The organism is Cupriavidus nantongensis (assembly GCF_041726985.1).
GTDB classification, from domain to species: Bacteria; Pseudomonadota; Gammaproteobacteria; order Burkholderiales; family Burkholderiaceae; genus Cupriavidus; species Cupriavidus nantongensis_A.
In genome coordinates, this window is sequence record NZ_CP168302.1 from 1,041,931 (window position 1) to 1,054,039 (window position 12,109).

The window sequence follows — 12,109 nt, forward strand, 5'->3', positions numbered from 1 at the left end:
GAGAGCAATGAAGGTGCGGCGCGCGCTCGGCCGCAGCGGCGCCAACGCTGCGCCGCATGTCGTCCCCACGATAGCACTGCCGCTACGCCGGCGACCTCCCCCGGTAGAACTACTTCCAAAGGCAGTCAGCGCCCCCGCCCGCGCTGTGCGGCCGGCGAATAGGCAGCACCAGCGCCCGCCCCTACTCTGGCATCACCCCCGCCAAAGTTGACACAGGAGCATGGCCATGGCCACCCAACCCCGCGCGCCCGAGCCGATCCCGCCCGGCGCCGCAATGACACTGGCGTCCAGTACTTTTGCCTTCACCATCTGTTTTGCCGTGTGGATGCTGTTCGCGGTCCTCGGCATCCCACTCAAGCAACAGCTCGGCCTGAACGACACCGAATTCGGCCTGCTCGCCGCCACCCCGGTGCTGAGCGGCTCGCTGATCCGCGTGCCGCTGGGGCTGTGGACCGACCGCTTCGGCGGCCGCATCGTGTTCTTCGTGCTGATGCTGGCCACCGTGGTCCCGATCTGGCTGATCTCGTACGCGACTACGCTGTGGCAGCTGCTGGTGCTGGGGCTGTTCGTCGGCCTGGCGGGCGGCTCGTTCTCGGTCGGCACGCCATACGTGGCGCGCTGGTTCCCGCGCTCGCGCCAGGGGCTGGCGATGGGCATCTTCGGCGCCGGCAACTCGGGCGCGGCGCTGACCAAGTTCGTCGCGCCGGCGCTGATCCTGGCGGCCGGCACCTGGACCATTGTGCCGCGCGTGTACTCGGTGGCGATGCTGGCCACCGCGCTGCTGTTCTGGGTGTTCTCGCGCAGCGATCCCGCGCACATGGTCAAGTCCAGCGCCGGCTGGCGCGAGCAGCTGGCGGTGATGCGCGACCCGCGCGTGTGGCGCTACTCGCAGTACTACTCGGTGGTGTTCGGCGGCTATGTCGGCCTGTCGCTGTGGATGACCAAGTACTACATCGGCGAATACGGCTTCGACATCAAGACCGCGGCCTTCCTCGCCGCCTGCTTCTCGCTGCCGGGCGGCGTGCTGCGCGCGATCGGCGGCTGGATCTCGGACCGCTACGGTGCGCATCGCACCACCTGGTGGGTGATGTGGGTGAGCTGGGTCGGCTTCTTCCTGCTCAGCTATCCGCAGACCGATTTCATCATCCAGACCACCAGCGGCCCGCAGGCCTTCCGCATCGCGCTGACGCCCACGCTGTTCACCATCCTTCTGTTCGTGGTCGGCATCGCCTTCGCCATCGGCAAGGCCTCGGTGTTCAAGTTCATCTCCAACGACTTCACCCACAACATCGGCGCGGTTTCCGGCGTGGTGGGCCTGGCCGGCGGGCTGGGCGGATTCGTGCTGCCGATCCTGTTCGGCATGCTGGCCGACCTGACCGGCATCCGCAGCAGCTGCTTCATGCTGATGTACGGCACCGTGTGCGTGAGCCTGGTGTGGATGCACTACAGCCACCGCGCCGAACGCCAGCGCAAGGCCCAGGCCGTCGGCCTGACCCAGCCGGCCTGATGCGGCACTGACCCACCCGCGCGCCTCCGCGCATTCTTCATCAAGGCACACTGATCATGACCTCATCCGTACTGACCCGCTGGGAGCCCGAGAACGCGGCGTTCTGGCAAAGCGAGGGCGAGCGCATCGCCTACCGCAACTTGTGGATCTCGATCCCGGCGCTGATGCTGGCCTTCGTGGTCTGGATGCTGTGGAGCGTGGTCGCGGTCAACCTCGACCGCGCCGGCTTCCAGTTCACCAAGAACCAGCTGTTCTGGCTGACCGCGCTGCCGGCGCTGTCGGGCGCCACGCTGCGCATCTTCTACTCCTTCCTGGTGCCGGTCTTCGGCGGGCGCCGCTTCACTGCGATCTCCACCGCGCTGCTGCTGATTCCCGCGCTGGGCATGGGCTTCGCGCTGCGGGACCCGTCCACCGGCTATCCCACGCTGCTGGTGCTGGCGCTGCTGTGCGGCCTGGGCGGCGCCAACTTCAGTTCGTCGATGGCCAACATCAGCTTCTTCTTTCCCAAGGCGAAGAAGGGGCTGGCCACCGGGCTGAATGCCGGCATCGGCAACCTGGGCGTGTCGGTGGTGCAGTTCGTCACGCCGCTGGTGGTGTCGCTGGCGGTATTCGGTGCGCTCGGCGGCGACCCGCAGCAATACCAGGCCAATGGCGCCACGCACGACCTGTGGCTGCAGAACGCCGGCTTTATCTGGGTGCCGTTCATCGTGGTGTCGGCGCTGGCGGCGTGGTTCGGCATGCATGACATCGCCGACGCCAAGGCCTCGTTCGCCGAGCAGGCGGTGATCTTCAAGCGCAAGCACAACTGGCTGATGTGCTGGCTCTACGTCGGCACCTTCGGCTCGTTCATCGGCTTCTCGGCCGGGCTGGCGTTGCTGACCAAGTCGCAGTTCCCCGGCGTCAACCCCACCGCCTACGCCTTCCTGGGGCCGCTGGTCGGTGCGCTGACGCGGCCCGTGGGCGGGTGGATCTCCGACAAGCTCGGCGGCGCGCGCGTCACGCTGTGGACCTTCGTCGGCATGATCGCGGCGGTGTTCGCGGTGCTGGCGGCGCTGCCGCACGACGGCGCCGGCGGCAACTTCACCTGGTTCCTCGCGGCCTTCATCACGCTGTTCGCGCTGACCGGCATCGGCAACGGCTCGACCTTCCGCATGATCCCGGTGATCTTCCTGACCGAGCGCCAGCGCGCCGCGAAGGGCCAGGGCGACGCCGCGCAGCGCCAGGCGCTGCAGGACGCCGGCAAGGAATCCGCCGCGGTGCTGGGCTTCTCCGGCGCGATCGGTGCCTACGGTGGCTTCTTCATCCCCAAGAGCTTCGGCACCTCGCTGGAGCTGACCGGCGCGCCCGATGCCGCCCTGATGTGCTTTATCGCCTTCTATGTCAGCTGCGTGCTGGTGACGTGGTGGTACTACGCGCGCCGCCACGCCCCCATGCCCTGCTGAACGCCTTGCCGGCCGGACTAGTTCTTCGGAACTAGGCCCGCGCCGGACACCTCCCCCGATCGCCATCGGGCGGCTGTTCCACCAGCGAATTGGCCGCCGCCCCGCTCCCCCATAAGCTCGAGGTGTCCCTGCAAATGCTCCCGGGCAACCGCCGGAGCCCCGCAGAATAGCCTCGCGGAGAACAAGCAAATGAGTCATTTCCTGGATCGACTGAAGTTCATGTCGCGCGTCAAGTCCACCTATGCGGACGGCCACGGCGCGGTGGTGAACGAAGACCGCAAGTGGGAAGACGGCTACCGCAGCCGCTGGCAGCACGACAAGATCGTGCGCTCCACCCACGGCGTGAACTGCACCGGTTCGTGCTCCTGGAAGGTCTACGTCAAGAACGGCCTGATCACCTGGGAAACGCAGCAGACCGACTACCCGCGCACGCGCCCGGACCTGCCCAACCATGAGCCGCGCGGCTGCCCGCGCGGCGCCTCGTACAGCTGGTACGTCTACTCCGCGCAGCGCGTCAAGTACCCGATGATCCGCGGCCGGCTGATGGAGATGTGGCGCGAGGCGCGCAAGACCATGGACCCGATCGCAGCCTGGGAATCGATCAGCCAGGACCCGAAGAAAGCGGCGCGCTACAAGAGCGTGCGCGGCCAGGGCGGCTTCGTGCGCGCCGACTGGAACACCGCCACCGAGATGATTGCCGCGGCCAACGCCTTCACCGTGAAGAAGTTCGGCCCCGATCGCGTGATCGGCTTCTCGCCGATCCCGGCGATGTCGATGGTGTCGTACGCCGCCGGCGCGCGCTACCTGAGCCTGATCGGCGGCGCCTGCCTGTCGTTCTACGACTGGTACTGCGACCTGCCGCCAGCCAGCCCGCAGATCTGGGGCGAGCAGACCGACGTGCCCGAATCCGCCGACTGGTACAACTCCACCTACCTGATGGTGTGGGGCTCGAACGTGCCGCAGACGCGCACCCCCGACGCCCACTTCTACACCGAGGTGCGCTACAAGGGCACCAAGACCGTTGCCGTCTCCTCCGACTTCGGCGAGATGGTCAAGTTCGGCGATATCTGGCTGGCGCCGAAGCAAGGCACCGATGCCGCGCTGGCGATGGCGATGGGCCACGTGGTGCTCAAGGAATTCCACGCCAGCGGCAAGTCCGCCTACTTCCGCGACTATGTAAAGCAGTACACCGACATGCCAATGCTGGTGCTGCTGCGCGAGCACGGCGACACGCTGGTGCCCGACCACTTCCTGCGTGCCTCGCACCTGGCCGACAACCTCGGCGAAGCCAACCACCCGGAATGGAAGACGCTGCTGGTCGACGACGCCACCGGCGAGATCGTCGCGCCCAACGGCTCGATCGGCTTCCGCTGGGGCGAAGCCGCGCACAACGACGGCGCGAAGGTCGGCCGCTGGAACCTGGAACTGAAGGACGGCGGCAGCGGCCGCGCGGTCGAGCCACGCCTGTCGCTGCTCGGCCATGGCGACGAAGTGGTCGAGGTCGGCTTCCCGTACTTCGGCGGGGAGCACGACGAGCTGCTGCGCCGACGCGTGCCGGCGCGCCGCATCACGCTGGCCGACGGCAGCAGCGCGCTGGTGGCGACCGTGTACGACCTGCAGATGGCCAACTACGGTGTCGACCAGGGCCTGGGCGGCCCCAACGTGGCGGCGTCGTATGAAGACGACGTGCCCTACACCCCGGCCTGGCAGGAGAAGCACACTTCGGTACCGGCGCGCCTGGTAACCCAGGTGGCGCGCGAGTTCGCCGACAACGCCGACCGCACGCAAGGCAAGAGCATGGTGATCGTCGGTGCGGCGCTGAACCACTGGTACCACAACGACATGATCTACCGCGGCATCATCAACCTGCTGATGATGTGCGGCTGCATCGGCAAGAGCGGCGGTGGCTGGGCCCACTACGTCGGCCAGGAAAAGCTGCGCCCGCAGTTCGGCTGGGCCCCGCTGGCATTCGGCCTGGACTGGTCGCGCCCGCCGCGCCAGATGAACGGCACCTCGTTCTTCTACAACCACACCAGCCAGTGGCGCCACGAGAAGCTGGCCGTCGACGAGATCCTGTCGCCGACCGCCGACCGCAAGCGCTACGACGGCCTGTCGCTGCTGGACCTGAACGCAAAGTCCGAGCGCATGGGCTGGCTGCCATCGGCGCCGCAACTGGGCACCAATCCGCTCGACGTGGTCGATGCGGCCGAGCAGGCCGGCAAGGATCCGGTCGCCTACACCGTGGCGCAACTGAAGTCGGGCGCGCTGCAGTTTGCCTGCGACGATCCCGACAACCCGGCGAACTTCCCGCGCAATATGTTCGTGTGGCGCTCCAACATCCTTGGCAGTTCGGGCAAGGGACATGAGTATTTCCTGAAGTACCTGCTCGGCACGCAGAACGCCGTGTTCGGCGACGAGAACGACGCGATCACGCCGAGCGAAGTCACCGTACGCCCGGCCGCCGAAGGCAAGCTCGACCTGCTGACCGTGCTCGACTTCCGCATGAGCACCACCTGCCTGTACGGCGACATCGTGCTGCCGACGGCAACGTGGTACGAGAAGGACGACCTCAACACGTCCGACATGCACCCGTTCATCCACCCGCTGTCCGAAGCCGTGCAGCCGCTGTGGGAAAGCAAGACCGACTGGGAGATCTACAAGGCCATCGCGAAGACGTTCAGCGAGATCGCTGGCCCGTACCTGGGCACGCGCAAGGACCTGGTGTGCACGCCGCTGCTGCACGACACCCCGGGCGAACTGGGCCAGCCGTTCGAGCCGAAGGACTGGAAGGCCGGCGAGTGCGACCTGATCCCCGGCAAGACCGCGCCGTCGATGACGGTGGTCGAGCGCAACTACGCCGACATCTACAAGAAATTCACCTCGATCGGCCCGCTGCTCGACAAGCTCGGCAACGGCGGCAAGGGCATCAACTGGAACACCCAGCACGAGGTGAAGGAAATCGGCGACCTGAGCCACACGGTGACGGAGCCTGGCGTGAGCCAGGGCCGTCCGAAGCTGGAAACGGCAATCGACGCCGCCGAGATGATCCTGACCTTCGCGCCGGAAACAAACGGCCACGTCGCGGTCAAGGCGTGGGAAGCGCTGTCGAAGATCACTGGCCGCGACCACACCCACCTGGCCGAAGGGCGCGAGCACGACAAGATCCGCTTCCGCGACGTGCAGGCGCAGCCGCGCAAAATCATCTCCGCGCCGACGTGGTCGGGGCTGGAATCGGAAGAGGTCAGCTACAACGCCGGCTATACCAACGTGCACGAGCTGATCCCCTGGCGCACGCTGACCGGCCGCCAGCAGTTCTGGCAGGACCATCGCTGGATGCTGGACTTCGGCGAAGGCGCGTGCGTGTACAAGCCGGCCATCGATACCAAGACCGTGGCGCCGATGCTGGGCAAGAAGCCCAACGGCAATCCCGAGCTGGTGCTGAACTGGATCACGCCGCACCAGAAGTGGGGCATCCACTCCACGTATTCGGACAACCTGCGCATGCTGACGCTGTCGCGCGGCGGCCCGCACGTATGGATCTCGGAAGCCGAGGCCAAGGCCAACGGCATCCGCGACAACGACTGGGTCGAGGTGTTCAACGTCAACGGCACGCTGACCGCGCGCGTGGTGGTGTCGCAGCGCGTGCCCAAGGGCATGTGCCTGATGTACCACGCCCAGGAAAAGATCGTGAACGTGCCGGGCGCCGAGACCAGCGGCATGCGCGGCGGCATCCATAACTCGGTCACGCGCGCGGTGACCAAGCCCACCCACATGATCGGCGGCTACGCCCAGCTGGCCTACGGCTTCAACTACTACGGCACCGTCGGCAGCAACCGCGACGAGTTCGTGATCCTGCGCAAGATGAAGAAGGTCGACTGGCTGGAAGGGCCGCTCGTGGAAAAGAACGCGAAGTTGAGTGAAAAGGAAGGAGCCTGACATGAAGATCCGCGCACAGGTGGCCATGGTGCTGAACCTCGACAAGTGCATCGGCTGCCATACCTGCTCCGTAACCTGCAAGAACGTCTGGACCAGCCGCGACGGCGTCGAGTACGCGTGGTTCAACAACGTCGAGACCAAGCCCGGCATCGGCTATCCCAAGGAATGGGAGAACCAGGACAAATGGCAGGGCGGCTGGCGGCGCAACGCCGACGGCACGCTCGAGCCGCGCCAGGGCGGCAAGCTGAAGATCCTGGCGAACCTGTTCGCCAATCCCAACCTGCCGGCGATCGACGAGTACTACGAGCCCTTCACCTACGACTACGAGCACCTGCAGAAGGCGCCGCTGTCGCAGACCCCGCCCACCGCACGCCCGGTCTCTGTGCTGACCGGCCGCAAGATGGAAAAGATCGAGTGGGGCCCGAACTGGGAAGACGACCTCGGCGGCGAGTTCAGCTCGCGCGGCCGCGACAAGCTCTTCGACGACGTGCAGAAGGAGATGTACTCGACCTTCGAGAACACCTTCATGATGTACCTGCCGCGCCTGTGCGAGCACTGCCTGAACCCGGCCTGCGTGGCCTCGTGCCCGTCGGGCTCGATCTACAAGCGCGAGGATGACGGCATCGTGCTGGTCGACCAGGACAAGTGCCGCGGCTGGCGCATGTGCATCTCGGGCTGCCCGTACAAGAAGATCTATTTCAACTGGCAGAGCGGCAAGGCCGAGAAATGCCTGTTCTGCTATCCGCGCATCGAGGCCGGCCAGCCCACGGTCTGCTCCGAGACTTGCGTCGGCCGCATCCGCTACCTCGGCGTGATGCTGTACGACGCCGACCGCATCGAACAGGCCGCGTCGGTGGCCGACGAGCGCGACCTGTACCAGTCCCAGCTCGACGTATTCCTTGATCCGCACGACCCCAAGGTACAGGCCGAGGCGCTGCGCCAGGGGATCCCGCAAAGCTGGCTCGATGCGGCGCGCAAGTCGCCGGTCTACAAGATGGCGTGCGAGTGGAAGGTCGCGTTCCCGCTGCACCCGGAATACCGCACGCTGCCGATGGTCTGGTACATCCCGCCGCTGTCGCCGATCCAGTCGGCGGCCGAGTCCGGCCACATGGGGATGAACGGCATCACCCCCGACGTCAAGAGCCTGCGCATCCCGGTCAAGTACCTGGCCAACCTGCTGACCGCGGGCGACGTGATGCCGGTGCTGTCGGCGCTGGACCGCATGCTGGCGATGCGCGCCTACAAGCGCTCGCTGGTGGTCGACGGCGTGCAGGACCTCGACGTGCTGAAGCAAGTTGGCCTGACGCCCGCGCAGGTCGAGGACATGTACAAGACCATGGCCATCGCCAACTACGAGGACCGCTTCGTGATCCCATCCTCGCACAAGGAGATGGTCGAGGACAGCTTCAACGACAAGGCCAGCTGCGGCTTCACCTTCGGCAACGGCTGCTCGGGCGGCACTTCGGACGGCGCGCTGTTCGGCAAGAAGCCGCAGGGCAGCGTCCACTTTGTCGACATGCCCAGGTCGCGCAAGAAGGCCGTGATGAGCTGAACGCCCGCGAACCAACCGGAGAACAACATGCCCCTCTATCCCATCCTCAGTGCCGTGCTCGGCTATCCCGAGCAGGAACTGCTCGACGCGCTGCCCGAGATCGACGCCGCGCTGGGCGAATGGCCGCAGGCGCGCGCACTGCTGGCGCCGGTGACCGACATGCTGCGCAGCGAGACGCTGATCGCGCTGCAGGAAAACTATGTCGCCACCTTCGACCGCAACCCGGCGCACTCGCTGCACCTGTTCGAGCACGTGCACGGCGAAAGCCGCGACCGCGGCCAGGCCATGGTCGACCTGATTGACGAGTACCGGCGCGAAGGCTTCGAGCCCGCGGCATCCGAGCTGCCCGACTACGTGCCGCTGTTCCTGGAGTTCCTCGGCGCGCTCGCGGCCGACGGCAACGAGGCACGCGCCGAACAGCTGCTGGGCGAAGCCATCCACGTGCTCGCCGCGATCGGCGACCGGCTCGCGCGCAACCAGAGTCCCTATGCCGGCGTGTTCGCCGTGCTGCGCACGCTCACCGACGTGCAGCCGCAACCGCAGCAGGAGCCGCCGGTGCGGGACATGGACGAGGCGCTGGAAACCTTCGGCCCGGGCGCCGACGGCGTGGAGCCGCTGCTGGCCCCGCAAAACGGGCCGCAGGCGGTGAAGTTCTATCCGCGCGGCACGGCGCCGGCTCCGGCGGCTTGCTGACATGCCTGTGCCGACCGCCGGTTTTCTCCCCTCTCCCGCTTGCGGGAGAGGGGCGGGGGAGAGGGCCGGAGCTTCCACCAAGCGCCCGTGCTTAAACCACCCCTCACCCTGCCCTCTCCCCTGAGGGGAGAGGGGAAACCAATTGGCAGATCAAGACAGCAAAGCAAGCTCCACCGACGCAATCCACCACCCGGCCTTGCCGTCCACCTACCGAGCTAACACACCATGGCAACCCTCCACCAATTCCTCTTCGGCATCTACCCGTACATCGCGCTTGCCATCTTCCTGTTCGGCAGCCTCGCCCGCTTCGAGCGCGAGCAATACACCTGGAAGAGCGACAGCTCGCAGGTGCTGTACCGCGGCAACCTGCGCACCGGCAACATCCTGTTCCATGTCGGCATCCTGGGCCTGTTCTTCGGCCACCTGGTGGGTCTGCTGACCCCGGTGGCGGTGTGGGACGCGCTGGGCGTCTCGCACGGCTTCAAGCAGGGCGTGGCGATGGCCGCCGGCGGCGTGATGGGCACCATGTGCCTGGCCGGGCTGCTGATCCTGCTGCACCGCCGGCTGACCAATGCGCGCGTGTCCGCAATGACCCGCACCGGCGACAAGGTGCTGCTGCTGTGGCTGCTGGCGACGCTGTTGCTGGGCCTGTCCACCATCTTCGAATCGGCCGGCCACATGGACGGCCACATGATGGTGCAGCTGATGAACTGGGCCCAGCACATCGTCACGCTGCGCGGCGACGCCGCCGGCTTTATCGCCGACGCCCCGCTGCTGTTCAAGGCGCACCTGTTCATGGGCATGACCCTGTTCGTAATCTTCCCGTTCACGCGGCTGGTGCATGTGTGGAGCGGCTTTGCGTCGCTCGGCTACCTCGGCCGCGCCTGGCAGCTGGTGCGCAGCCGCTGAGCGCCATCACCGCACAAGGAGAACCCGATGCCTGTCACCGTCAACGGCGTGGAACTGCGCGACGCCGATATCGAACGCGAACTGGACCACCATCAGGACGCCGCCAACCCGGCGCGGCTGGCCACCATCTCGGCAATCCTGCGCCTGCTGATGCGGGCCGAAGCCGCGCGCACCGGGCTGGACACCGAGGGCATGGACGACGACGCGCTGGCGCAGGCGCTGCTGGCGCGCGAGGCCGCCACGCCCGAAGCCGACGAAGCCAGCTGCCGCCGCCACTACGACAGCCACCCCGAGCGCTTCCGCGAAGGCGAATGGGTGGAAGCCGACCATATCCTGTTCCAGGTCACGCCCCGTGTGCCGCTGGACGCGCTGCGCGAGGTCGCGGCGCAGACGCTGGCACTGGTGCGCGGCGATCCCGCCAGCTTTGCCCACCATGCCCGCGCACTGTCCAACTGCCCCAGCGGCGCCAATGGCGGCCGGCTGGGCCGTGTGTTCCGCGGCGAGACCGCGCCGGAGTTCGAGCGCGCACTGTTCACGGCCCAGCACGACGGCGTGCTGCCGCAACTGGTGCAGACCCGTTATGGCCTCCATATCGTGCGCATCCTCGAGCGTTGCCCGGGCACGCGCCTGCCGTTCGAGGCGGTGCGCGGCGAGATTGCGCGCGCCCTTGGCGCCGCCGCGCGCGACCGCGCCTGGAAGCAGTACGCCAGCCTGCTGATCGGCCGCGCGCGCATCGAAGGCATCGAGCTCGAGGGCGCCGACAGCCCGCTGGTGCAGTAGCGAACGGAGGCCGCCGTGCATCACATCGAACATCTGCTCAAAGGCTTCGAACGCTTCCAGCAACGCTATTTCGACGACGAGCCCGGGCTGTTCGACACCCTGCGCACCGGCCAGCGTCCGCCGACGCTGCTGATCGGCTGCAGCGACTCGCGCGTCGACCCCGGCCTGCTGCTCGGCTGCGATCCGGGCGAGCTGTTTACCGTGCGCAATATCGGCAACCTGGTGCCGCCCTGCACCGGCCGCCACGAGGGCAGCCTGCATGGCGTCTCCGCGGCGATCCAGTTCGCGGTGCAGCAGCTGTGCGTGGCCCGCATCATCGTGATGGGCCACGGCGGCTGCGGCGGCATCCGCGCGCTGCTGGCGCAGCCCGCCGACGCCGGCGACCATGCGCCCGACGAAGGCCAGGATCCCGACTACCTCGGCGCCTGGGTGCGCATCGCCGCGCGGGCGCGGACCCAGGTGGAGGAAACCATGGCCGGGGCCAGCGCCGCGCAGCGCCAGCGCGCCTGCGAGCAGGCGGCGATCCTGGTGTCGCTGCGCAACCTGCAGACCTTCCCGTTCGTGCGGCGCGCGCTGGAAGCCGGCGCGCTGACGCTGCACGGCTGGTATTTCGATCTCCAGGCCGGCGCGCTGCTGGCCTATTCGCAGCGCGCCGACAGCTTCCTGCCGCTGGTGTGCCCGCTGCCTGCCCAATCAGAAACCTGCGAACCCTGCGAACGCTGACCCCATGCATCCCTTCATCCTTGGCATCACCGGCACCTCCGGCAGCGGCAAGACCACGCTGATCACGGCGCTGCTGCCGTGGTTCCGCGCCCAGGGCCTGACCGTCAACGTGGTCAAGCACAGCCACCACCCGCTCGAGCTCGAGCCGCCGGGCAAGGACAGCGCGCGCTTCCGCGCCGCCGGCGCGGCCGAGGTGATGGTGGCCTCGCCCTATCGCTACGCCATCGTGCGCGAACTGGCCGACGAGGCCGAGCCGACGCTGGCCGAGCAGGTCGCGCGGCTGCGCCCGGCCGACATCACGCTGGTGGAAGGATTCCGCCGCGAGGCCATCCCGCGCATCGAGGTCTACCGGCCCGCGCACGGGCGCGCGCCCTACTATCCGGGCGATCCCTCGATCATCGCGCTGGCCACCGACGCGCGCATGGACACCGTGCTGCCATGCATGGCGCTGGACGATGTCGCGCAGGTCGGCGGCTTTATCCTGGCCCTGCGCGACCAGGCCGCCCTCATGCCGGGCGCGGGCGCCGCCGCTGCGTGTGTCGCGGAACTGGCGCTGTAGCCGCCTGA

At 67.5% G+C, this 12,109-nt stretch carries 9 protein-coding genes; all 9 read left to right on the forward strand.

What is annotated here, in order from left to right; translation table 11 throughout:
• The first annotated feature begins 226 nt into the window (after positions 1-226).
• The 9 genes from ACEI37_RS04375 to mobB all read left to right on the forward strand — a co-directional run bounded on the left by ACEI37_RS04375 (position 227) and on the right by mobB (position 12,101).
• Positions 227-1,507: a nitrate/nitrite transporter gene (locus ACEI37_RS04375; RefSeq protein WP_373377507.1), complete on the forward strand. Its 1,281-nt coding sequence runs from the start codon at positions 227-229 to the stop codon at positions 1,505-1,507.
• A gap of 56 nt (positions 1,508-1,563) precedes the next feature.
• Positions 1,564-2,949: a NarK family nitrate/nitrite MFS transporter gene (locus ACEI37_RS04380; RefSeq protein ID WP_373377508.1), complete on the forward strand. Its 1,386-nt coding sequence runs from the start codon at positions 1,564-1,566 to the stop codon at positions 2,947-2,949.
• A gap of 189 nt (positions 2,950-3,138) precedes the next feature.
• Entirely contained in the window at positions 3,139-6,885 is a 3,747-nt protein-coding gene (locus ACEI37_RS04385) for a nitrate reductase subunit alpha (protein WP_373377509.1), read from the forward strand.
• A gap of 1 nt (position 6,886) precedes the next feature.
• Entirely contained in the window at positions 6,887-8,437 is a 1,551-nt protein-coding gene (gene narH / locus ACEI37_RS04390) for a nitrate reductase subunit beta (protein ID WP_373377510.1), read from the forward strand.
• Positions 8,438-8,464: 27 nt separating this feature from the next.
• Positions 8,465-9,130, forward strand: a complete 666-nt coding sequence (gene narJ / locus ACEI37_RS04395; protein WP_373377511.1) for a nitrate reductase molybdenum cofactor assembly chaperone — start codon at positions 8,465-8,467, stop codon at positions 9,128-9,130.
• A 225-nt stretch (positions 9,131-9,355) separates the two neighbouring features.
• Positions 9,356-10,039: a respiratory nitrate reductase subunit gamma gene (gene narI, locus ACEI37_RS04400; RefSeq protein ID WP_373377512.1), complete on the forward strand. Its 684-nt coding sequence runs from the start codon at positions 9,356-9,358 to the stop codon at positions 10,037-10,039.
• Positions 10,040-10,066: 27 nt separating this feature from the next.
• Positions 10,067-10,819: a peptidylprolyl isomerase gene (locus tag ACEI37_RS04405; RefSeq protein WP_373377513.1), complete on the forward strand. Its 753-nt coding sequence runs from the start codon at positions 10,067-10,069 to the stop codon at positions 10,817-10,819.
• A gap of 15 nt (positions 10,820-10,834) precedes the next feature.
• A complete protein-coding gene (locus tag ACEI37_RS04410; protein WP_373377514.1) occupies positions 10,835-11,542 on the forward strand; it encodes a carbonic anhydrase in 708 nt (235 codons plus the stop codon).
• 4 nt (positions 11,543-11,546) lie between these two features.
• Complete coding sequence (mobB, locus tag ACEI37_RS04415) at positions 11,547-12,101, forward strand: molybdopterin-guanine dinucleotide biosynthesis protein B (protein WP_373377515.1); 555 nt, start codon at positions 11,547-11,549, stop codon at positions 12,099-12,101.
• The last annotated feature ends 8 nt before the right edge of the window (positions 12,102-12,109 follow it).

Bases quoted from the DNA above. Each gene is read 5' to 3' on its own strand.
- narJ (WP_373377511.1), top strand. From the start codon at position 8,465: ATGCCCCTCTATCCCATCCTCAGTGCCGTGCTCGGCTATCCCGAGCAG.
- narI (WP_373377512.1), top strand. From the start codon at position 9,356: ATGGCAACCCTCCACCAATTCCTCTTCGGCATCTACCCGTACATCGCG.
- ACEI37_RS04375 (WP_373377507.1), top strand. From the start codon at position 227: ATGGCCACCCAACCCCGCGCGCCCGAGCCGATCCCGCCCGGCGCCGCA.
- ACEI37_RS04405 (WP_373377513.1), top strand. From the start codon at position 10,067: ATGCCTGTCACCGTCAACGGCGTGGAACTGCGCGACGCCGATATCGAA.
- narH (WP_373377510.1), top strand. From the start codon at position 6,887: ATGAAGATCCGCGCACAGGTGGCCATGGTGCTGAACCTCGACAAGTGC.
- mobB (WP_373377515.1), top strand. From the start codon at position 11,547: ATGCATCCCTTCATCCTTGGCATCACCGGCACCTCCGGCAGCGGCAAG.
- ACEI37_RS04380 (WP_373377508.1), top strand. From the start codon at position 1,564: ATGACCTCATCCGTACTGACCCGCTGGGAGCCCGAGAACGCGGCGTTC.
- ACEI37_RS04385 (WP_373377509.1), top strand. From the start codon at position 3,139: ATGAGTCATTTCCTGGATCGACTGAAGTTCATGTCGCGCGTCAAGTCC.